The organism is Variovorax sp. PBL-E5 (genome assembly GCF_901827185.1).
Taxonomy (GTDB): domain Bacteria; phylum Pseudomonadota; class Gammaproteobacteria; order Burkholderiales; family Burkholderiaceae_C; genus Variovorax.
On record NZ_LR594673.1, the window covers coordinates 27,727 to 49,167 of the forward strand.

General features: G+C 67.4%; 22 protein-coding genes. 10 read left to right on the forward strand and 12 right to left on the reverse strand.

Features of this window, described 5'->3' with window-relative positions; genetic code table 11:
- The first annotated feature begins 10 nt into the window (after nt 1-10).
- Both WDLP6_RS32000 and WDLP6_RS32005 read left to right on the forward strand, forming a co-directional pair.
- Nucleotides 11-1,567: an AMP-binding protein gene (locus tag WDLP6_RS32000; protein WP_162595319.1), complete on the forward strand. Its 1,557-nt coding sequence runs from the start codon at nt 11-13 to the stop codon at nt 1,565-1,567.
- A gap of 16 nt (nt 1,568-1,583) precedes the next feature.
- Nucleotides 1,584-1,850: a hypothetical protein gene (locus WDLP6_RS32005; protein ID WP_162595320.1), complete on the forward strand. Its 267-nt coding sequence runs from the start codon at nt 1,584-1,586 to the stop codon at nt 1,848-1,850.
- 25 nt (nt 1,851-1,875) lie between these two features.
- On the opposite strand, the gene WDLP6_RS32010 is transcribed toward WDLP6_RS32005, so the two are convergent.
- The gene (locus WDLP6_RS32010; RefSeq protein WP_443083480.1) at nt 1,876-2,547 is read right to left on the reverse strand and encodes a helix-turn-helix domain-containing protein; all 672 of its coding nucleotides are present in this window, start codon (nt 2,545-2,547) and stop codon (nt 1,876-1,878) included.
- On the opposite strand from WDLP6_RS32010, the gene WDLP6_RS32015 reads away from it, so the two are divergent.
- From WDLP6_RS32015 to WDLP6_RS32035, 5 genes are all read left to right on the forward strand, one after another.
- On the forward strand, nt 2,452-3,621 hold the full coding sequence (locus WDLP6_RS32015; protein ID WP_232077634.1) for a TauD/TfdA dioxygenase family protein: 1,170 nt from the start codon (nt 2,452-2,454) through the stop codon (nt 3,619-3,621). The genes WDLP6_RS32010 and WDLP6_RS32015 overlap by 96 nt on opposite strands.
- Nucleotides 3,618-4,562 (forward strand): LysR family transcriptional regulator, encoded by a 945-nt coding sequence (locus WDLP6_RS32020; RefSeq protein ID WP_162595323.1) that lies wholly within the window; start codon nt 3,618-3,620, stop codon nt 4,560-4,562. Before WDLP6_RS32015 ends, WDLP6_RS32020 begins: the two co-directional genes overlap by 4 nt.
- Nucleotides 4,559-5,374 carry a carbon-nitrogen hydrolase family protein gene (locus tag WDLP6_RS32025; protein ID WP_162595324.1) on the forward strand — a complete coding sequence of 272 codons (816 nt, stop codon included), beginning with the start codon at nt 4,559-4,561 and terminating at the stop codon, nt 5,372-5,374. Before WDLP6_RS32020 ends, WDLP6_RS32025 begins: the two co-directional genes overlap by 4 nt.
- Nucleotide 5,375: 1 nt before the next feature.
- Nucleotides 5,376-6,047: an RraA family protein gene (locus tag WDLP6_RS32030; protein WP_162595325.1), complete on the forward strand. Its 672-nt coding sequence runs from the start codon at nt 5,376-5,378 to the stop codon at nt 6,045-6,047.
- Between the two features lie 92 nt (nt 6,048-6,139).
- Nucleotides 6,140-7,114, forward strand: coding sequence for a Bug family tripartite tricarboxylate transporter substrate binding protein (locus WDLP6_RS32035; protein WP_162595326.1), 975 nt, complete (start codon nt 6,140-6,142; stop codon nt 7,112-7,114).
- On the opposite strand, the gene WDLP6_RS32040 is transcribed toward WDLP6_RS32035, so the two are convergent.
- From WDLP6_RS32040 to WDLP6_RS32060, 5 genes are all read right to left on the reverse strand, one after another.
- Entirely contained in the window at nt 7,080-7,292 is a 213-nt protein-coding gene (locus tag WDLP6_RS32040; protein ID WP_162572110.1) for a DUF2783 domain-containing protein, read from the reverse strand. The two genes, WDLP6_RS32035 and WDLP6_RS32040, sit on opposite strands and share 35 nt — an antisense overlap.
- A complete protein-coding gene (locus WDLP6_RS32045) occupies nt 7,289-8,986 on the reverse strand; it encodes an FAD-dependent oxidoreductase (RefSeq protein WP_162595327.1) in 1,698 nt (565 codons plus the stop codon). Before WDLP6_RS32045 ends, WDLP6_RS32040 begins: the two co-directional genes overlap by 4 nt.
- Complete coding sequence (locus WDLP6_RS32050) at nt 8,968-10,089, reverse strand: alpha/beta hydrolase family protein (RefSeq protein ID WP_162595328.1); 1,122 nt, start codon at nt 10,087-10,089, stop codon at nt 8,968-8,970. Before WDLP6_RS32050 ends, WDLP6_RS32045 begins: the two co-directional genes overlap by 19 nt.
- Complete coding sequence (locus tag WDLP6_RS32055) at nt 10,082-10,633, reverse strand: VOC family protein (protein WP_162595329.1); 552 nt, start codon at nt 10,631-10,633, stop codon at nt 10,082-10,084. The genes WDLP6_RS32050 and WDLP6_RS32055 overlap by 8 nt, the downstream gene beginning before the upstream one ends.
- 92 nt (nt 10,634-10,725) lie before the next feature.
- The gene (locus WDLP6_RS32060) at nt 10,726-11,703 is read right to left on the reverse strand and encodes a tripartite tricarboxylate transporter substrate binding protein (RefSeq protein ID WP_162595330.1); all 978 of its coding nucleotides are present in this window, start codon (nt 11,701-11,703) and stop codon (nt 10,726-10,728) included.
- Nucleotides 11,704-11,843: 140 nt separating this feature from the next.
- Between WDLP6_RS32060 and WDLP6_RS32065 the strand changes: the two genes are divergently transcribed.
- The 3 genes from WDLP6_RS32065 to WDLP6_RS32075 all read left to right on the forward strand — a co-directional run bounded on the left by WDLP6_RS32065 (nt 11,844) and on the right by WDLP6_RS32075 (nt 14,081).
- Nucleotides 11,844-12,329: a DUF3237 family protein gene (locus WDLP6_RS32065; RefSeq protein ID WP_162595331.1), complete on the forward strand. Its 486-nt coding sequence runs from the start codon at nt 11,844-11,846 to the stop codon at nt 12,327-12,329.
- A 301-nt stretch (nt 12,330-12,630) separates the two neighbouring features.
- Entirely contained in the window at nt 12,631-13,515 is an 885-nt protein-coding gene (locus WDLP6_RS32070) for a helix-turn-helix transcriptional regulator (protein ID WP_162595332.1), read from the forward strand.
- Between the two features lie 23 nt (nt 13,516-13,538).
- Nucleotides 13,539-14,081: a MarR family winged helix-turn-helix transcriptional regulator gene (locus WDLP6_RS32075; RefSeq protein WP_162595333.1), complete on the forward strand. Its 543-nt coding sequence runs from the start codon at nt 13,539-13,541 to the stop codon at nt 14,079-14,081.
- A gap of 45 nt (nt 14,082-14,126) precedes the next feature.
- Here the strand turns inward: WDLP6_RS32075 and WDLP6_RS32080 are convergent, their stop codons facing one another.
- From WDLP6_RS32080 to WDLP6_RS32105, 6 genes are read right to left on the reverse strand one after another with little or no spacing between them, the layout of a single operon-like run.
- Nucleotides 14,127-14,612 carry a PaaI family thioesterase gene (locus tag WDLP6_RS32080; protein WP_162595334.1) on the reverse strand — a complete coding sequence of 162 codons (486 nt, stop codon included), beginning with the start codon at nt 14,610-14,612 and terminating at the stop codon, nt 14,127-14,129.
- Entirely contained in the window at nt 14,609-16,171 is a 1,563-nt protein-coding gene (locus WDLP6_RS32085) for a long-chain-fatty-acid--CoA ligase (RefSeq protein ID WP_162595335.1), read from the reverse strand. Before WDLP6_RS32085 ends, WDLP6_RS32080 begins: the two co-directional genes overlap by 4 nt.
- A gap of 16 nt (nt 16,172-16,187) precedes the next feature.
- Nucleotides 16,188-17,018, reverse strand: a complete 831-nt coding sequence (locus WDLP6_RS32090) for an enoyl-CoA hydratase/isomerase family protein (protein WP_162595336.1) — start codon at nt 17,016-17,018, stop codon at nt 16,188-16,190.
- Nucleotides 17,018-18,031 carry a zinc-dependent alcohol dehydrogenase family protein gene (locus WDLP6_RS32095; RefSeq protein ID WP_162595337.1) on the reverse strand — a complete coding sequence of 338 codons (1,014 nt, stop codon included), beginning with the start codon at nt 18,029-18,031 and terminating at the stop codon, nt 17,018-17,020. Before WDLP6_RS32095 ends, WDLP6_RS32090 begins: the two co-directional genes overlap by 1 nt.
- Complete coding sequence (locus WDLP6_RS35420; protein WP_162595338.1) at nt 18,028-20,154, reverse strand: 3-hydroxyacyl-CoA dehydrogenase NAD-binding domain-containing protein; 2,127 nt, start codon at nt 20,152-20,154, stop codon at nt 18,028-18,030. The genes WDLP6_RS32095 and WDLP6_RS35420 overlap by 4 nt, the downstream gene beginning before the upstream one ends.
- 22 nt (nt 20,155-20,176) lie before the next feature.
- Nucleotides 20,177-21,385, reverse strand: a complete 1,209-nt coding sequence (locus WDLP6_RS32105; RefSeq protein ID WP_162595339.1) for an acetyl-CoA C-acetyltransferase — start codon at nt 21,383-21,385, stop codon at nt 20,177-20,179.
- Between the last annotated feature and the right edge of the window lie 56 nt (nt 21,386-21,441).

The window sequence follows — 21,441 nt, forward strand, 5'->3', positions numbered from 1 at the left end:
AGGATCACGCATGAACCAGGGTCGCTTCATCAGCCGCAATGCCAGGTACCTTCCTCACCACCCGGCCGTCATCTTCGAGGATCGCGTCATGAGCTTTCGCGAGCTCGACGAGCGTTCGAACCGGCTCGCCAATGCGCTGCTGGGCCTGGGCCTTTGCAAGGGAGACCGGGTCGCGTTCCAGATGTCCAACCGGCCCGCCATCGTCGAGATCGAGTGCGCCCTCTACAAGGCTGGGCTGGTCAAGGTGCCCTTGAATGCCAGGCTGGCGCCGGCCGAGGTGATCGACGTGATCCGCAACGGCGACCCCCGCGTCTTCCTGGTGGGCGACTCGCACGCCGGCACGGTGCAGGAACTGCTCAGCGCGCTGTCCTCGGTCGAGCACTTCGTGTCCGTCGGCCGTCCCGTGCCGGGCTGGAAGGACTACGAAGCGCTGCTGGCCCGTGCGGCCGATCGCAACCCCGACATCGAGATGGCGCCGGACGATCTTGCCGTGCTGCACTACACCTCCGGTTCCACCGGCAAGCTGAAGGCTGCGATGCAGACGGTGGGCAATCGCATGTCGCATCTGCGCAAGGTGGGCATGCACCGCATGCGGGTCGCTCCGGGCGACGTGCTGCTCGTGAGCGGGCCCCTGACGCATGCCAGCGGGATGTTCCTGCAGCCCTTCCTGTACCAGGGCGGTGCGATCCTGATCCAGGACCGCTTCGATCCCGACCAGCTGCTGGCCGCCGTGGCACGCTGGAAGGTCACCTACACCTTCATGGTTCCGACGATGCTGAATCGCCTCGCGACGCATCCGAACCTGCACTGCCACGATCGAAGAAGCCTCAAGCAGATCGCCTATGGCGGAGCGCCCATGGCACCGTCGCGCATTCGCGAGGCGTGGGAGGCGCTGGGTCCGGTGCTGTCGCAAGGCTACGGCGGCGGCGAAACGACCGGCGGGCTGATCCTGCTGTCGACGCAGGACCACGAAGCAGCGATTCGCGAGGCGCCGGAGCGCCTGGCTTCGTGCGGCCGCCCCATCGGCGAATCCGAAGTCATGGTCATGCACGAGAGCGGCCGTGCCGTGCAGGACGATGAGACTGGAGAAATCGTGGTCCGCGGACCGGACGTATTCGCAGGCTACTGGCGCGAGCCCGAACTCACCCTGCAGGCCTTCAGTGCCGACGGCTGGCTGCGCACCGGCGACCTCGCGCGGGTCGACGACGAGGGCTACATCTACATCGTCGATCGCAGCAAGGACATGATCATCTCGGGCGGCTTCAACATCTACCCGACCGAGGTCGAGCAGGCGCTCTACAGCCATCCGGCCGTGTACGAAGCCTGCGTGGTCGGCGTGCCCGACGACACCTGGGGCGAGGCCGTGAAGGCGGTCGTGGTCCTGCGCGAGGGACAGAGTGCCACGGAGCTCGAGATCGTCGGCCATTGCCGGCAGTTGCTGGCCGACTTCAAGAAGCCGCGCTCGATCGACTTCGTTGCGGAACTCCCGCGCAATCCCAACGGCAAGCTCTCGCGCAAGGCGGTGCGCGAACCTTTCTGGGCAGGGTGCGACCGGCAGGTGGGTTGATGCAGGAGTCGGTCGAGTGCAGGCCAATGCTCGGCAGATGCGCGAATTTCGCAGACGCATTCAGAGCGTCTTTCAGGACCCGTATGCGTCGTTGAACCCACGCAGAGGCATTCGGCAGGCGCTGTCGGAGCCGTTGCATGTGCATCGCCTGGGTTCGCCGGCCGAGATCGAGGCCAAGGTGCGGAGCACGATCCTGGAAGTCGGCCTCACCGTCGCGGTGCTGGACAAGTATCCCCATGAATTTTCGGGTGGCCAGCGTCAGCGGGGCGGCCCAGAGCGCTGATGCTGGACCCCAAGATGATCACGGATCAGCCGGGCCGTCGTGACTGCCGACGGAAGGCAGCGGGAGTGACGCCCATACGCTGCGCGAATGCCTTGCCGAAGGCGGACTCGGACGCATAGCCGACCCGCTCAGCCACGTCCGCCGTCGACATCTGGCCCCGTGCCAGCAGATCGCGTGCTACCTGCATGCGCAACAGCGTCAGCAGTTCCAGCGGCGATGTCGCACCACGCGACGCAAAGTGACGCGCGAAGGTGGCGCGCGACATCATGGCCTGATCAGCCAGGTTGGCGACGGGCCACGGCCGTTCAGGATGCTGCAGCATGGCCAGCACCACGCGACTGAGACGCGGATCGCCGAGCAGCACGAGCAGCACGAGCAGCGACGCCGGCATGCCTTCACGCTGCGCGTGCGCACGCAGGACTAGGATGAACAGGGCTTGGCTGAGCGCGGTGACGATGGCCAGTGCACCGGGCTGCCCATGGAACGCCTCGGAGCGCACCAGCTCGACGTCCCCTTCCGTGTTGTGCCTTACCGGCAGCATGCCGTCCATCTTCATTCGCATTGGCCTGGCAGGAGCGTTCGTGCCAACGCTGCGCACGAGGTGCGCGCTGCCGCGCGGCAGCATCAGGAAATCGCCTGCGCCGAGGCTGGTGGTGCGACCATCCGGCAACTGTACGGCAGCGCGCCCGGCGAGCACCAGATGGAACGGCGTGCGGCCTCGCCGAGGCTCAGGCTGCAGTCCTGGCCAGAGCGAACGCCGCGCGAGGCGGTGCAAGTAAAAGCTTCTGCGTGCGAAAGAAAAATGCGCTGGCGATGCGCGACGCAGCTGCACACAATGAACTCCATCACATCGCCAGGAGTTCACTTGAAGATCGCACCATTCTCGAACGGCTTCGGCGCCGATGTCCTGGGCGTCGACCCGCATCTCCAGCTCGACGACGACGAGATCGCCCAGGTCCGGAGGGCCTGGCACCTGCACTCGATCCTTCGCTTCCGGCGGCTCGAAGTCACCCCCGATGAACACACGCGGTTCAGCCGCCGGCTCGGCAAGCTGCACATCATGACCCCGCTCAAGTTCAACCTCGAGGGGTACCCCGAGGTCTTCGTGGTGTCCAACGCCAGCAAGCGCAACCCTGACGAGCCGGTGGGCAAGTCTGCCGGGGAAGTCGGCCTGCGACGCGCCGGGGAGGGCTTCCACACCGATGGCGAGGACAAGGCCATCCCCAACGCGGGCTCCATGCTCTACGCCGCCCAGGTCCCGCCCGAGAAGGGCGACACGCTCTTCGTCGACATGTACGCGGCGTACGAGGCGCTGCCTTCGCAAGTGAAAAGCCTGATCGCGGGCCGGCGCGCACGCTACAGCCGCATCGATCTGCATCCAGTGCACTACCCCCACATGGATCCGCTCACGCCTGAGCAGAAGTTGGAGCGGCCGGACGTGTTTCACCCTCTCGCCCGGGCGCATCCGTATTCCGGTCGGACGGCCCTGTACATCGGTCGCTGGGCCTGCGATATCGAAGGTCTGCCTGTCGAAGAAGGCCGCGCGTTGATCCGATATCTGCAGGACTTTGCCAAGCAGCCGAAGTTCATCTACACCCAGAAGTGGCAGAAGGGCGATGCGATCCTCTGGGACAACCGCTGTACGCAGCATTGCGCGACCGGCTTCGACGATGAACGGTATGTGCGCACGATGTACAGAACCACGCTGGAAGGCGAAACGCCGTTGATGGCGCGCACGCCGGTGCGGCTCAAGCTGGAAGAATTCGCGTGAACATCCGCTTCCTCGAGACCGTGCTGTGGCTCGCGCAGCTGCGAACGATCAAGGCCACTGCCGATCGTCTCTGCATCACCCACACGGCCATCTCCAGCCGCATCGCCTCGATCGAGCAGGACCTGGGCGTCAGCCTCTTCACCCGCTCGGCGCAGGGCTTCGAGCCGACGGACGACGGACTGCGCTTCATCGAGGAGGCAAGCAAGATCGTGGATGCCTACCAGCGGCTGCGGCGGGTCATGCTCGACCCGGGCCGGGTACGCGGCACGCTTCGGATCGGCTCGGTCAGCACCCTCATACCCACGGTCTTCTCCATCCTGGGCAAGACGCTGCGCGAGGAGTACCCGCACGTTTCCCTCGTCATCAGCACGGACCTCCCGGAGCGACTCCTGAAGGACTTTCGCAGCGGCCGGCTCGACCTGCTGCTCACGTCGAGTTGGCCTGACGACCCGCACTTCGATGTGGTGCCGCTTTGCAAGGTCGCCATGGGTTGGGTCGCGAGCGAGCAGCTCGGCATCGACACCCACAGGCCACTGACCCCTGATCAGCTTGCTGCGTATCCCATCATCGGCTACCCGGCAGGGACCGAATCGCAAATGCGGATAGACGCGTACTTCTCCGGCATCGGGCGCGAGCTCGTTCTCCACGCCGGGAACGGGCTGCCAAGCAACCTGCAGATGGCGAAGTCCTGCATCGGAATCGCGGCCGTGCCCAAGGTGGCGGCGCGCGGCGACCTGAACCGCGGGGACCTGGTGCTGGTCCCGACCACGCAGCCCTACCCCGACGTCGGCTACGCCGCACTGTTCCTGCGCGATGGAGACAACGATCTCCCCCGCGCCATCGCGGCACTCGCCCGCCAAGCCGCCGCGCAATTCTGCGAGGCATCCGATCCTTCCGACGCCTGGCCCATGGATGCGTCGGACAACCCAGAGCAAGCATGAAAGTCTCCCTGATCCAGATGAACTCCGTCGCCGACAAGGCGCGCAATGTCGCAGACGCCCATCGGCTGGCCCGCAAGGCGGTCGAGATCGACGGCGCGGAGCTGGTGGTGTTCCCGGAACACTTCGACTGGGCCGGCGGTAGCGTCGCCGAGAAAGTCGCGGCCGGAGAAGATGTACGAGGCGGGCCGGCCTACGACATGTGCCAGCGACTGGCGCGCGACTGCCAGATCCATGTCCACAGCGGCAGCTTCTACGAGACTGCCGCCGGGCTGGGCCGCGTCTACAACACGACCGTGGTCTTCAACCCCGAAGGCGAGGAGATCGGGCGCTATCGCAAGATTCATCTGTTCGACATCCACACGCCCGATGGATTGCGCTACGGGGAGTCCGACTCCGTCCTGGCAGGATCGGAAACCTGCGTGATCGACATCCACGGGTTTCGCATGGGATTGGCCATCTGCTACGACCTCCGATTTCCGGAGCTGTTCCAGAAGCTGATGCGCGATGGCGCGGACGTGATCGTGCTGCCCGCCGCCTTCACCCTGCAGACCGGCAAAGACCACTGGGAGGTGCTGTGTCGAGCAAGGGCCATCGAGACGCAGTGCTATTTCCTTGCCGCGGCGCAGATAGGCGCGCTAGAACAAGACGGTGAGACTCGATATACATACGGCCACTCTCTCTTCTGTGACCCGTGGGGGCACGTGATCGCGCGCGCATCCGATCAGGTCGGAATCGTATCCGCCAGACTTGATCGAGGTTTGATAGCCAAGACACGCAAACAGATCCCTCTAGCGCAACACAAGGTTCTCTGAGATGAAAAAGTTTCGCATTGGGGCGATGCCTTCGCCCATTTCGGACTCCGTGAAACAGAGGCTATCGGAAGTGGAAACCGCTACGGTCGGGCACATTCGGCAATGGGGGTTCATGGATCCGGAGATCCAAGCGCTGCGCCACACGCGCCGAGTAGTCGGTGTCGCGGTGACCCTGGCATTGCCGGCGCAGGATTCCACGTTGTTGCACCACACCCTCGGCCTGTTGCGACCGGGGCACATCGTGGTCATCGATCGCCTGGGCGATCGCAAGCACGCATGCTGGGGTGGCGGCGTCACGAATGCGGCGCATGCGTCCGGGGCCACGGCTGCCATTGTCGATGGGATGTGTACCGACCCGCTGGAGATTGCAGAGCTGCAATTCCCGGTTTGGTGCCGAGGAATCACACCCATCACCACGCGCATCTACGACCTGGGTGGCATGTTGAACATGCCTGTGTCATGTGGCGGAGCGGTCGTGAACCCCGGTGACATCATCCTGGCCGACGAAAACGGGGTGCTCGTGCTGTCGCCGGACGAGGTCGACGAAGTAGCCGAATACGCCCTTGCCAAGCAGCAGCGCGGCATGGAGAACGTGCGCCGCATCCACGAGGGAACCCGCCTGGGCGATCTGTCTGGTGCCACGAAGTTCGTAAAACGGGATGCGATCGATTGAGGCTGTTCCTGGCGCGCGATGAACAGAAGACAGCTGATCTTTTTTCTTGCGTAGCGGTTTCCCCTGCGCAAACCCCATTCTGAAAGATTCCCATGAAGAAAATCGTGATCGGCCTGGCCGCAGTGGTGTTGCTCACTCTCTCGGTGGCGGCCAGAGCCGAGTGGCCCGACAAGCCGATCAGGATCCTGGTGCCGTTCCCTTCGGGCAACTCTTCGGACGTGTCGATGCGGCTGCTGGGCCAGAAGCTATCGGTGCGCCTCGGCCAGCCCATCGTCGTGGAGAACCGGGTCGGCGCGGGGGGGACCGTCGGGACCGGCCAGGCCGCCAAAGCTGCCCCTGACGGATATACCTTGGCCATGGGCTCGACCGGACCGCTGGCGATCGCAAGAGCGCTGAGGCCAGACTCATTGCCTTACGACACGGCGAGGGATTTCATGGTCGTCGGCGCCGTCGCCTGGGCGCCTCAGGTGCTCGTCGTCCGAAAGGACCTTCCGATCGCCAGTTTCCAGGAATTTCTTGCCTACGGACGCCGGCCGGACGTCAAGCTGAACTACGGCTCGCCTGGGAATGGGACCACGCCGCATCTCGTCATTGCACAGTTGGTCAACGAGACCCGCATCAACGCGGAGCACATTCCCTTCCAGGGTGGAACTCAGGCCTTGACCAGCCTCATTGGTGGTCAAATCGATTTCATCTCCGACAACGTTCCCGTGGTCCAAGGTGCCATCGCCGGCGGTCGCGTCAGGGCGTTGGCCGTCACCTCGGGCACTCGTATTCCTTCCATGGAGAGTGTGCCGACTCTCAAAGAGCTGGGTGTCAAGGACTTCGACTTGCAAGGATGGATCCTTCTGATCGCTCCAAAGGGACTTCCGGAGACGATCTCCAGCAAGCTCATCGCGGCGGTCGAGGACGTCATGAAGATGCCGGACGTTCGTCAGCGGCTGCTGGAGCTCGGACTGGTTCCCATGGACATGCCGCGCGCCCGTCTGCCGGGATTCCTCCAATCCGAAGCCACGAAGTGGGCTGCGGTCGTCAAGGTCTCCGGCGCGGCGGAGAGCACTCGCTGAGGGGCTGCGCCGCCGCGATGCATTCGAGAAGTACCCCCTGGTCGCCGCACTGGTTCGCCAGCAGCAGGACCAGGCGCGCGTTGAGATCGGCGCTCTCGGCCTCGGTCAAACCCTCGTGGGCCTCGACCAGCGCGGCATAGAAGCCGTCGGGATCCGGGATCCGGAGTTCGGTGTTCATCGGGTGTTTGTCTTCCAGTCCTGTGCCAGCAAGGTCTGCAATGCGGCCGTGATGGAAGCCGCCGTGGGCGCGTCGATCATGGCCGCTCGATAGGCGTCCGGACGCACCATGCAGAGGCTGCCGGGCGCCGGGTCTCCCAGCTGGCGTGCCAATGCCTCGTCCGGCAGCAGCGTGGGCAGTCCGCTCGTGCCGCCGATCGCCACCAGGCGCAGCGGCAGCGCGGCCGTTGCGTCGAGCGCCGCCTGCGCCCGGGCCAGGTCGGGTGCGAACCACAGGCCGAGGCAGCATGAATCGTTGCCGAGCAGGTCCATCAGCGTGGTCGGCGTGCCGTCGGCGTGGCGCAGCCGCAGGTTCTGCACCGAGCGCGCGCCGCCGGGCAACTGCGCCGTGGCCGGGTAGTCGTTGGCCATCGACATGCGGCCGGTGTTGACCAGCGCCCGCGCGAAGGCGTGCTGCGATGCCAGCGCGAGCACCGCGCGGCGCAAGGTGCGCTCGGCCGGCGAGCGCGGCGCCAGGAAGCGCGCCGAACGGCTGCTGACGCGCAGGTTCTCCACCGCCGCCGGCCGGCGCTCGGCGTCGTAGCTGTCGAGCAGCGCATCCGCGGCGCGGCCCTGTGCGATCAGTGCCAGCTTCCAGCCCAGGTTGGCCGCGTCCTGGATGCCGCTGTTGCCGCCGCGCGCACCGAAGGGGCTCACGACGTGGGCCGAGTCGCCGATGAACAGGATCCGGCCATGGCGGAAGTGGTCGAGCAGGTGATCGCGATAGCCGTAAGGGCCGATCCAGACGAACTCGAACTCCACCCCCGGCCCGAGTTGTTCGCGCAGCCGCGCGCCGGCCACCTCGGGCTTGCTGATGTGCGCGGTGTCGCAGTCCTCGGGCATCTGGTAGTCGATGCGCCAGACGCCGTCGCCCATCAGGTGCTGCCACACTGCGCGGCCTTCGTTGAAGGGCGCGTCGACCCAGGTCCAGCGTTCGGTCGGCAATGGCTTCTTGAAGCGCACGTCGCTGATGCACCAGCGGTCCGTGCTGCGCGAGGGATGGGCATCGAGGCCGAGCTGTTCGCGGATCGGGCTGTGGGCGCCGGTGGCGTCCACCAGGTGGTCGGCCTCGATCGTGTAGTTGCCGGCCGGCGTCTCCACCTCGATGCGCGCACCGTCGGCCAGCGGTGTCACTCGGGTCACGCGGTTTTTCCAGCGCAGGTCGGTGAGGCCCAGTTCGAGGATGCGGTCGACCAGGAACCATTCGACGTAGAACTGCTGCAGATTGATGAAGGGCGGCTGCTCCGAGACGCTGTCGGTCTTCAGGTTGAATTGGTAGACCTCTTGCTCGCCCGAGAAGGTGCGGCCGAAGGACCAGGTGATGCCCTTGCCGGCCACCCGCTCGCAGATGCCCAGGCGCGCGAAGATCTCCAGTGTCTTCTGCGCATAGCAGATGCCGCGCGACGAAGCGCCGCGCACGCCGACCGTGTCGTCCTCGTCCAGCAGCAGCGCGCGCACGCCGCGTCGCGCCAGATCGCAGGCCAGGGTCAGGCCGGCCGGCCCGGCGCCCACGATGACGATCGGATGCCGCACGATGGACGTGCGTGCCTCCAGCTCGGGCGGCGCCACGAAGGGCCAGCTCGGCAGTTCGTAGGGCGGCGCGAAGACAAAGCCTTCCGCCTGCGTGGTGCCGGTGTTCACAGCGCCTCTGCCCATCCGGCGATCGCGTCGGCAGCGAATTGCACCAGCTGCGGCTGGCCCGCGAGATAGTGATTGCCGCCGTCGATGTCCACGTTGCGGATGCGCGCGCCGCCGGCGGCCATCCATGCATCGCGGGTGCTCGGAAAAGTCGACGCGTCGCCGGTGTAGGTCAGCAGCAGCGCCGGCACGCGGGTGCGGGCCAGGTTCGAGGGCCCATCGGCCTGCGAGCGCGAGGACCACTGCGAGAGGAAGGCGGTCAGCGAGGTGGTGCGGCCCATCGCATTGGCCGCATAGTTCACCTGGCGCGCATCGCCCCAGACACTGCCGGGCAGGCGATCGTTGCTGTCGATCGAGAGATCCACGCAGCGCGGATCGGCATGGGTGCGGTAGACGATGAAGGCCTGGTCGCGCGGCGCGCCGGTCGTGCTGCGCAGCAGCCGCAGCCGCTCGATCACCCAGCGCTCGATGCGCTCGAGCCGCGCGGCCTGGGCGGCGCTGAAGCGCGCCAGGAATTCGGCGTCGTACGGCAGTGCATGGCGTGCGTCGTACATGTCGAGCGCCGGGTCGACCGAGAGCGGATCGTGCTCGTCCGTCACCGAGGGATCGATCCAGTCGCGCAGCAGCTTCGAGCGACCCGGGTGGGCAGCGCAGAGCGCGATGCCGTCCACGGGCGGCAGGTCGTGCGGATGCAGGTGGGTCTCGTCGCCGTCGGGAAAGCGGTGGGCCGTGAGCTGCTCGGCCTGCGCCTGGTAGAAGCTCGCGAGCGCGGCACCGCCGGAGTTGCCGATCAGCAGCACCCGCTCGTAGCCCGCGGCGCGCAGGAACTGCACGCCCGCGCCGAGGTCCTGGATGGCACGCTCCATCAGCAGCAAGGTGTCGTTGCCCATGTAGCGCGAGTTGAGCCCCATGCAGGCGATGCCCCGGTCGGCCAGCGGCCCGATCAGGTAGTGGCCCATGAAGTTGCTGGTCGGATGCATCACGATGGCCGCGACCTTCTTCGGCCCGGCCGGCGCGCGCCAGGCGCCATAGATGCGCGGCCGCAGCATCTGCAGACCCGACTGGCTTTCCAAGGCGGCGCCCGGCTGGACGTCGATGACGGCGAGTTGCAGCTCAGCCATGGGCCGCGTTGCGCCGTGCGCCCTTGCGTGCGGTCCAGGCATCCAGCAGCGCGCGGGCCTGGCGTGCGTGTTCGTCCATCTCGGCCTGGGGCACGGTGGGCGTGGTCAGTTCGAGCCGGATGCCGTTCGGGTCGAAGAAATAGATCGACTGGATGATGTGATGGTCGGTCGGGCCCAGCACCTCGACCCCGGCCGCTTCGAGCCGGGCCTTGGCTGCCAGCAGCGCGGACACCGAATCGACGCGCAGTGCCAGGTGGTTGACCCAGGCCGGCGTGTTGGGGGAGGGTAGTGCCGCGGTGTCGTCGCCGAGATCGAAGAAGGCGATCGACGAACCATCGCCCAGCTGGAAGAAGATGTGGACGTAGGGGCAGTATTCACCGGTGCTCGGAACGTGATCGGCCTGGATCACGTGGGTCAGCGGCAGGCCCAGCAGGTCCTCGTAGAAGCGGCGGGTCTCCTCGCTGTCGCGGCAGCGCCAGGCGAAATGATGAAGGCCGCGCACGGGCACGGGCGGCGCGGCGAGAGAGGGCGTCTCGGCAGGCATGGTGGTCTTGTCTCCGGCGGGTCGTCGAGTCCGATGCAGTCCGGCGTCTTTCTATCATTCCATCGAAATAAATTCATCGCCGCCCTGTCCGCTCAGCGGGCGGCCTCACGAACCGGGAGCGCTTCGACGCGGGCGCGCAGCGCGGCGCCATCCTTCAGGGCCAGGGCCTGGAACTCCTGGGGCGATCGCATCGGCATGGTTTCGTAGCCCAGCTCCGCGATCCTGCCTTGCACTGCGGGGTCCCCAAGCGCTTGCGACGTGGCGTTGAACAGAGTGCGTACCACGTCATCTGGCAGGCCTTTGGGCCCCATCAGGCCATACCAGTAACTCATCGCGAAGCCTTTCACGCCGGACTCGGCCAAGGTGGGCACTTCCGGCATGAGTTGGGACCGGTGGTCGAGCGTGATCGCCACCGCATTGAGCTTCCCTTCGCGCGCCATCGGCAGGACAGCCCCGGGCCCCATGAAGGTCAGCGGTGCATCACCGCCGAGGACAGCCATCACCGCCGGGCTGCCGCCCTTGTACAGGACCTCGTCCAGGTTGAGGCCTGAGAGTCTTTTCAGATCCGCGGTGACGATCTCGGGATACGTCCCGCCAGGGGAAGCAATGAACATCGGCGTCGTCGACTGCCTGGCTTTTGCAGCGACGTCCGCAAAGGTGCGAAGCTCGGAGTCCTTCTTGGTTGCAAGGACGAAGAAGCTGCTTGCGATCCGGTTGATGGGCGTAAAGCTGGTCTCACCGTAGGAGACCGTCGGCGCATAGGCCACCTTGTCGGCGCCGAGGACGGATTCGGCCCCGAACAGCAGTGTGTAGCCATCCGGTCGGGCCGAGGCCACGTAGGCGGCGCCGAGCGTGGAATTCGCGCCAGGCTTGTTCTCGACGATGACGGCCTGCTTGAGCGTACGCCCCATGTGTTCGGCCAGGATGCGCGCGATGCCGTCGGAGCCACCGCCGGGAGGAAAGCCCACGATGATGCGCACGGGGCGGTCTGGGAAGGCGCTCGCTGCATGCGCCATCGACGCACTGGCGATCGCGATCGCCGCGAGCAAGGCTGCAGGAATTCGTTTCATCCGGGTCTCCAAGAGTTGCTTTGCATGGACAGCCGCCATTCTGGAATCGTGATGAATGCGAGTACGTCGTACTAGACAACGACAGCGCCGCGCGGTGGTGCCGCCCTATGCTCACCATCCTCTTCTAGAAAGGTGCGTCGATGAAGTTTGATCCTGAGCCGCAGGACCCTCCAGGTCTTGAATTTGCCTTTGCCTTCCGCGTGAAGTTCTCGAACCGGGTGAAGATCGGAACCGTTTCGAGCGGCTTCACCCGTGGGTACACGGGCGTCGTCGGCGGCGACGTCGCCGGTCCGAAACTGAATGGGATCGTGGTGCCGCACAGCGGCGGCGACTGGCCGGCCTACTGGCCCAACGGGGCCGTCGAATTCACGGCGTTCTACATGCTGCAGGCCGACGATGGAACGCAGATCCTGGTGAAGAACCGAGGCTTTCGCTATGCATCGCCGGAGGTGACTGCCCGCATGGAGCGGCTGGATCCTGTCGAGCCCCACGAGTACTACATGCGCCTTTGCCCGACCTTCGAGGCGCCCGAAGGCAAGCACGACTGGATGAACAGGACCGTGTTCATTGGCACCGGAAACCGCCAGGCGGATCACTCCATCTTCCGGTTCTGGAAAGTTGCGTAGTCGGGCGCCTCCTGACTTTCGCGTAGATCCCCCGCTGGCGCTGCAGCGCACGCGCCAGCGCCAAGGCCAAATCGGCATTGCGTCCACCCCGGCGGTGGGCCGGTGGCGCGCACTGAGCCGCAAACCGCTCCTCCCTTCCTGAACCACGCGATCCCCGCCGCTCGGCGGATCGCCCACCCACGCGCCCGGGGCGATTCATACGCACAAACCCTAGCGGTCGCGCGAGCGAAATACGTAGAATGTTAATCAGGTTAACAACCTGACCCAGGCTCATTCCTTCGTCGCTTCAGGAGACCTTTCCATGCAGACTTGGCCCGTCAACCCAGCAGCCAGCAGCGCTTGCGTGCAGGCTTCGAGCGTGGCGCAGCTGGTGGGCGCCATCGCCAGCCAGGACCGCACGGCGCTCGCGTCCGCCATCCTGCACACGGTGCAGTCGGCCCTCCCGAGCCAGCACTGCGCCATCTTTGCGCACGAAGCGTCACGCAACCCCCGCTTGCTGTCGGGTGCCGGAGAGGGCGGCCCCTGGGTCGCGATCAAGAGCGCGACGGCCTACCTTCGCGACCACTATCGCGCGGACGCGATGCACCAGATGGCTTCGCGCCGGCCGGCCGGCATCGCAAAGGGCGAGGTCGTGGTGTGCCGGGAACGCTGCGAGGACATCGAAGCGCCCGAATACCGCGAGGCATGCTTCACTGCGCTCGGCATCCGGGAGCGGCTCACCGTGTTGATGCGCTGCGCCACCGACAGCTGGCTGTCGGTCCACATCTACCGCATTGCCGGGCAGCCCAGCTTCTCCGCGCAGGAGGTCGACTCGCTGGTCGGACTCGCGCCGGTGATCGCGGGCTGCGTCGCGCGGCACTACGCCAGCGACATCGACGGCGAAACGGGCTTTCGCGATACCGTCACCGGCGACATCGGCGAGCTGTGTCCCAGCCTCACCGAACGCGAACGCGAAGTCCTGATGCGCATCCTCGACGGCGTCACGGTCAACCGCATTGCCGAAGACCTCAAGCTGCGGCCGACGACGGTGGCCACCTACCGCATGCGGGCCTATGAGAAACTGGGCGTGGCCTCGCGGCGCGAACTGTTCGCCGCGGTCCTGCGCCGCCACGCGCTCGCGCAGTCGCAAGCGCCCGCGACGCAGGAATCCGGGCGCGCAGGAACGGCCCTCCTTCATGCGGCCTGAGTCAAGGAAAGAGCTTCAACCCGATGGCCAAGTCCAAAGCCGCCCGAGCCGAAGAGCAGGATCCGAAGGAGGGCGCCGCGCCCGCCGCGTCCCGGATCGGCCATGGCGGCGTGATCAGCCTTGATGACTACATCGCCCCTTCCAAACTGTGCATGACGCAGATGGAAGAGTACGTCGGCTACATGGTGCGGCGACTGGACAACCGGATCTACCGCAGCTTCCTCGACACCCTGGTGCATGAAGAGATCACGCCGGCGCGCTTCACGGCGCTCTCGATCATCGGCGCCAACCCGGGTGTGCGGCAGGTCGACATCGCGCGGGCGCTGAACATCGCGCGGCCGGCGGCGCTCAAGGTGGTCAACCTGCTGGTGCAGCTGGGCTTGATCGAGTGCCATCCGATCCCGAGCGACAAGCGCATCGGCGCCATCGCCCTGACCGAACTGGGGCAGCGCAAGCTCGCCGTCTATGCCCAGAAGGTGCGCGAGCATGAAGCGCGCGTGCTCGAGCCGCTGTCGCAGGAGGAACGCGCGCAGCTGATGGGATTCCTGCAGCGCGTCCTGGCTTAGGCGCCCCGCCGCCTTGCACCGGGCCGAGCCGCTCGTTGCGCGCGCTCACGCCGGGCGTGGCGCAGCGGCGGCCGCGGTTCGGCTCACGGCCATCACCGCGCTCGCGCGGGCCAGCGTGTCCTTGCCGTCGGGCGATGCCAGGGTCGCGGAAGCGAAGGCAACGCGCCCGCCGAGCCGGTCGAGCTTCGCGCTCACGCGCACCGCGCCCTGCAGCACCGCGCGCTCGAACTGCAGGTTGAGCGAGACGGTGGCGGCCGAGTCGCCGGGCGCCAGGGCGGCGAGCACCACGAAGGCCAGCGCGAAGTCGAGCATCGTCGCCACGATGCCGCCCTGGATCACGCCGTCGCCCTGCAGGTAGCGCGCCGGCGGCGCGAACTCGAGCACGAGCGTGCGCTGCTGCACATCGGCACCGCGCAGCACGGCACCGAGGTCGGCGGCGAGCGGATTGGAGTCGATGGCCAGCGGCGCGCCGGGATCGCGCAGGAAGCGCTGGACCAAGCGCTGATCGGGGTTGAAGCGCGGCGCGTTCACAGCTTCTTGCCGTGTCCGGCCCAGTACGGGTCGCGCAACTCCTTCTTCAGCACCTTGCCGGCGCCGGACAGCGGCAGGCGTTCGGTGCGGATCGTCACCGAGCGCGGGCACTTGTAGCCGGCGATGCGCTCGCGCGTCCAGGCGGTGACCGCCTCCTGCGTGAGCTGCGCGCCCTCGCGCGGCACCACGACGGCATGGACCCGCTCGCCCCACTTGGCGTCCGGGATGCCGATCACCGCCGCCTCCGCCACGCCGGGCATCAGCGAGATGGCGTTCTCGACTTCGGTGGAATAGATGTTCTCGCCGCCGCTGATGATCATGTCCTTCAGGCGATCGACGATGTAGACGTACCCGTCCTGGTCCATGAGCGCCGCATCGCCGGTGTGGAACCAGCCGTCCACGACGGCCGCTGCGGTCTCCTGGGGCTTGTTCCAGTAACCCTGCATGACGGTGGGACCGCGCACGACGATTTCGCCGGTGACGCCCGCAGCCACCGTGTTGCCGTCCGGGTCGACCACGCGCAGATCGATGTTGGGCATCGGCTGCCCGCAGGACTTCAGGCGGTCGCCCGCGACGGCGGGCTTGCGCATGGACATCGGCAGCATCGTGCCGATCGGCGAGAGCTCCGTCATGCCCCACCCGTGAAGGAAGAGCATGTCGGGCCACACCTCGACGGCCCGCTTCAGGGTCGCCTCCGGCATCGGTGCCGAACCGAACATGAACTGGCGCAGGCTCGAGAGCGCCATGCGCTCGATGCCCGGCACCTCGAGGATCATCGCGATCATCGTCGGGACGAGCGTGACGTTCGTCACCTTGTGCCGCGACACCATGTCCAGCACCTGCGCGGCGTCGAACTTGGGGATGAAGACGTGCGTGCCCGCCGCCATCGTGACGGCCACCGTCGACATGCCGTCCGTGAGGTGGCACATCGGCGCTGCATGCAGGAACACGCTCGCGGCGTCGTAGCCGATCATGTAGCAGCCGTTCACCGCGTTGCTCACCAGGTTGCCGTGGCTGAGCATCACGCCTTTGGGCTTGCCCGTGCTGCCTCCCGTGTAGAAGATGCCGGCGAGGTCGGTGCCGTTGCTTCCGGCGTCGGGCAGGCGTGGATGCGCAGCCACCATCTCGTCCCAGTGCCACAGGCCCTGGCCGGCCGCGGCGTCGTCGCCCAGGTAGACCACGTGCTGCAATCCCGGACAGGCCTCGCGCAACTGCGGCAGCAGGTGAAGGAAGCTCTCGTCGAGGCAGATGACCTTGGCGTCCGCATCGTTGACCATGTAGTGCAGGTCCGAGGCGGCGAGCCGGGTGTTGAGCGGAACGAGCACGCCACCCATCCATGGCACGGCGTAGTAGCTTTCGAGATACCGGTCGCTGTTGAGCGCCAGCAAGGCCACGCGGTCGCCCTGCGCGATCCCCAGCGCGCGCAGCCCGGCGGCGGCGCGGGCGACGCGCTCCTCGACCTCGTCCCAGGTCCGTGTGCGCCCGGCACAGACCGTGGCCGCCGAGCGGGGGTTCACCTGCGCGGCGCGGCGCAGTGTTTGCGTCAGTCTCTCGTTCATTCTGTCTGCTCCGGATTCACTGCCCCGTGAAGCGAGGCTTGCGCTTTTCCTGGAAGGCCTTGACCCCTTCCATGAAGTCGTCGGTCTGCACCTGCCTGGCCTGCAGCTCGCGCTCGACCTCGAGCTGAGCGTCCAGCCCATGGTCGAAGGCACGCCACATCATCGCGGGAAGGGCCTTCAAGGCGCGTGGCGCACCCGCGCCGAGTTTGCGCGCCACCGCCTCCGCGGCTGCAAGCAATTCACCGTCCTCGACGCACTGCCAGACCAGGCCCCATTCGGCAGCCTGCGGGCCGGCGATGCGTTCGCCCAGCATCGCCGCCGCGATCGCGCGTGTCGGCCCGGCCCGGCGCATCAAGTGCCAGCTGGCGCCCATGTCCGGCACCAGCCCGAGCTGGGAGGTGAAGGGCATCTGGAAATAGGCCGAGCGCGCCATCAGCACGATGTCGGCGCACAGGGCCAGCGCCATGCCGCCACCCACGGCCGCGCCATTGACCGCCGCCACCCTGGGCTTGCCCAGCGTATCGAGTGCACGCGCCAGCGCATTGATGCCGCGGTCGCTCGAAGCCATGAAGCGGCGGCCGCGCTCCGCGGCGGGCAGATCGAGTCCCATCATCGGGTCGCGCAGGTCGGCGCCGGCGCAGAAGGCACGGCCCTTGCCGGTGAGGATCAGCACGCGGATGTCGTCGTCGCGGCGGACGGTGTCGAGCGCGACCATCAGCGAATCGATGAGCGCGCCGTCCAGCGCATTCAGCACCGCCGGACGATCGAGCGTGAGGGTCGCCATCGCATCCACCACCTGCAGCGCGAGGCCATACGGCTGGCCGTTGGAGACCGGGGAAGCTTCCATCAGGCGATCTCGATACAGACCTTGCCGAACTGCTTGCCGCTCTTCACTTGTGCGACGGCCTCGGCCAGCGCTTCGAGCGGATAGGTCGAATCGATGACGGGCTTGATGCCGTTGGTTTCGAAGGCGGCGAGCGATTGCGCGAGATGGTCGCGATGGCCGACCGCCACGCCGTGAATCCTCAGGCTGCTCATGGCGACCAGCGGCAGGTTCAGCTCGGCCGTGGGGCCGCTCACCATGCCGATCATGGCGATCGTGCCGCCCATGCGGGTGGCGCGGATCGACTGTTTCAGCGTCTGCGCGCCGCCGGTCTCGACCACCAGATCGACGCCGCGCTGACCGGCGAGCTTGCGCGCCGTCTTGCCCCAGTCGGGATCTTCCTTGTAGTTGAGCGTGTCCTGCGCGCCCAGCTGGCGCAGGCGCGCCATCTTCTGCTCGCTGGAGGACAGCGCGATGACGTGAGCGCCGGCCGCCCTGGCGATCTGCAGCGCGAACAAGGCCACGCCGCCGCAGCCCTGGGTCAGCACCACCTGCCCAGGCCCGATGCCGGCATCGGCGCGCACCGCATTCCAGGCGGTGACGCCGGCGCAGGGGAAGGCCGCCGCCTCGACGAAGCTGAGCGACTTCGGCATCGCCACCAGGCCCTCGGCCCTGAAAACGCGCAGCTCGCACGCGACCCCGTCCTCCATCCCGCCCAGATCGCGCGCCATCATGGCTTCGTTGGGCGGGCCGCTGAGCCAGTCCGGAAAGAAGCAGCCGACGACGCGGTCGCCGGCCTTCCATGCCCTGACGCCGGCGCCGACCTCGACGACCTCGCCCGCGCCATCCGACAGGGGAATGAGATGGGCGCTTTTCTGGCGCGAGCCGTAGCCGCCCTCGAGCGCCAGCAGATCGCGGAAATTCAGCGATGCCGCGCGCAGGCGCACCAGCACCTGGCCGGGCCCGGGTTTGGGATCTGGAACTTCCTTCAGCCGGAGGTTCGCGCTCCCAAGCGACTCCATCACCATTGCCTTCATCGTGTTGCCTCGTCTGGATAAAAAGTCTGTCCGGCCGCGGCCATGTCGCGCAGGCGCCGGGGCGGATCGAAGCGCGCACCGAAGCGCGCGGCCAGCGACTCGCATTGCGCGATGAACGCGGGCAGGCCGACGCGGTCGATGTAGCCGAAGACCCCACCGAGATGCGCGGGATAGCCCCAGCCGAGGACCGCCGCCACGTCGCCGTCGAGCGCCTGGTCCAGGATGCCGTCGTCGAGCGCGCGCACGGCCTCCAGCGACTGGACCGCGAACAGGCGCTGGCGCACGGTTTCCTCGTCGAGCGGATCGCCCGCCGGCGGGAACGCGAGCGCCAGCCCGGGCCACACGGCGCGGCCCTCGGGGCCGTAGTCGTAGAGGCCCTTGCCAGCCGCCTTGCCGATGCGGCCCAGCGTGAGCAGCGCCGCCACCGTGGGCTCGGCGCGGTTGCCGGCGTTGGCGATGCGCTGGCCGTCGCCACGCATCGATTTGAGGATGTCCGCGAGCAGCGGCATCGTCGTCAGCTCCGCCAGCGCGGCGCCGCCGATGGCGAAGCCCGCGTTGACGGCGGCGTTGTCGATCAGTTGCGGCGGCACGCCTTCGCCGATCAGGTTCAGCGTCTCGCTGGAATAGGTCGTGACGATGCGGCTGGTGAAGAAGCCCAGTCCGTCGTTGACGACGACCGGCGTCTTGCCGAGCTGCTTCATGAAATCCAGTGCGCGCGCCAGCGTCGCGTCGCTGGTCTGCCGCGCGCGAATCACCTCGACCAGCGGCATGCGATCCACGGGAGAAAAGAAATGCAGGCCGATGACACGCGCGGGCATCGTCGCGTAAGCGGCGAGGCCGGTGATCGGCATCGTCGAGGTGTTGCTGGCGATCGGGACGTCCTGCCCGACCACGGCAGCCGTCCTTTCGAGCACGGCCTGTTTCACCTCCGCGCGTTCGAACACCGCCTCGACCACAAAATCGGCCTGGGCGATGCGCGCGTAGTCGGCCGTCGGCTCGATGCGCGACAGCAGCGCCTGCGGGGTCATGCGCAGCCGGCCCTTCTCGTGTTCCCGCGTGGCATTGCGCGCGATCTCGTCGTGGCTCTTGCGTGCCGCCTCGTCGCTCATGTCGAGCAGCGTCACCTGCAGGCCGGCGAGCGCGGCCACGTGCGCGATGCCGCGACCCATCACGCCGCCGCCGATCACCGCGAGGTGGCGCAGCGTGGAAGGCGGCAGCCCGGAAGGGCGCATCTTCATCGACTTCGCGTGGTTGACGCCGTTGAACAGCGTGCGGATCTTGTTCTTGGCATCGTTGCTCGCGGCAAGGCGCGCGAACTGCCGCGTCTCGATGACGATACCCGCGTCCAGCGAGCGCCCCATGCCCTGCTGCAGGCATTCGAGAATGGCACGCGCGGCCAGGTTGCTGGCGCCCGCGCCGCGGCTCGCCCGCGCCCAGGCGCCGGCGAAGAACTGTCGGCCCGTCGCCGACTGGACAGCGAAGCCCGGCGCGGCGAATCCCTTGCGGTCCCAGGGCTGCGTCGCGCCCGGATTGGCGAGTGCCCATTGCTTGGCGCTCTCGAGCAGATCGGCCGGCGCCACGACCTGGTCGATCAGCTTCCTCGCCACCGCATCGGCGAGCGACAGGCGCGTGCCGTCGAGCAGCATCGGTGCGGCGGCCGCGATGCCGATCAACCGCGGCAGCCGCTGCGTGCCGCCGGCACCGGGCATCAGCCCGAGCGTGGCTTCCGGGAAGCCGAAGCGGGCGGACGCGTTGTCCGCGGCGATCCGCTGGTGGCAGGCCAGCGCGAGCTCGAGGCCGCCGCCGAGCGCCGTGCCCGGAAGGGCCGCGACCACCGGCTTGCCGCCTTTCTCGATCTTGCGCAAGGCATCCAGGAAGGGCGCGACGATGGCCACGACACTCGCGGGGTCGGGCGCGGCCCGCAGCTCCTTCAGGTCGCCGCCGGCGATGAAGTCGGGCTTGTCGGAGCCGATCACGATGCCCTTGACGCCGTCATCGGCCAGCAGCGCGTCGATGCGCTCGCCGAGTTCGCGGTTGAGGCTCGCGCCGAGCGTGTTGAGCGCGCCGTCGCAGGCATAAAGGAGGGCGGCGACGCCATCGCCCAGGTCTTGTTGTCGGATCATGATGAGGGGTGTCGCAGGGGCGTCAGACGCGTTCGATCAGTGTGGCGACGCCCATGCCGAGTCCGACGCAGAGCGTCACGAGCCCGGTGGCCGCGCCGACGCGTTCCATCTCGTCCAGCAGCGTGCCGACCAGCATGCCGCCCGTCGCGCCGATCGGATGGCCCATCGCGATCGCGCCGCCGTTGACGTTGACCTTGTCGTGCGACACACCGGTGTCGCTCAGGAAGCGCAGCACGACGGATGAGAAGGCTTCGTTGACTTCGAACAGGTCGATGTCGCCGAGTGTCATGCCGCGCCGCGACGCCGCACGGCGCGCGGCTTCGGCCGGCGCGACCAGCATCAGGCAGGGATCGCAGCCGGCGTTGGCGGCGGCCGTGATCCGCGCGCGCGGCTTCAGGCCCAGCATCTCGCCGGCCTTCGCGGAGCCGATCAACAGGGCGCTGGCGCCGTCGACGACGCCGGAGGAGTTGCCGCCCGTGTGGAGGTGGTTGAGCCGATCGACCTGGGGATAGCGCCGCTTGACCGTTTCACCGAAGCCGCCCTTCACGGCCATGTCGGCGAAGGCCGGCTTGAGCTTGCCGAGGGTTTCGAGCGTGCTCGTCGGCCGCATGTGTTCGTCGTGTTCCAGGCAGCTCACGCCGTTGAAATCGCGCACCGGAACGATGGAGCGCGCGAAACGCCCTTCGCGCCAGGCCCGGGCGGCGCGCAGCTGCGACTCGACCGCGAAGGCGTCGACCTGCTCGCGGGTATGGCCCTCGAGCGTGCCCAGCAGGTCGGCCGCGACGCCCAGCGGCGTGAAGTTGGTCAGCGTGTTGAAGTCGGCGTCGCTGCCCCAGGGGCCGCCGGTGCCGCCGATCGGAATGAGCGACATCATCTCGACGCCGCCCGCGATGACGACCTCTCCCTGGCCGGCTGCGACTTTCGCTGCCGCGAGGTTGACCGCGTCCAGACCCGAAGCGCAGAAGCGGCTGATCACGCTGCCGGTGATGTCGTTGCCGAGTCCCGCGTGCAGCGCTGCCGAGCGCGCGAGGTTCGCTCCCTGGTCCTCCACCGCGTCGCCGACGCCGAAGATCACGTCCTCGACCGCGACGCGGTCGAACCCGGTGCGCTCTCGCAAGGCGCGCAGCACGCTGGCCCCGAGGTCGATCGGCGACAGCGTATGAAGCGAGCCGCTCGCGCGCCCGGAGCCGCGCGGCGTGCGCACGGCGTCGAAGATGAATGCGTCAGGCATCGGCTTGCGACCTCGGTCGGGATGGGAAGTCTCTTTGCATGCGTCCACGATAGGCG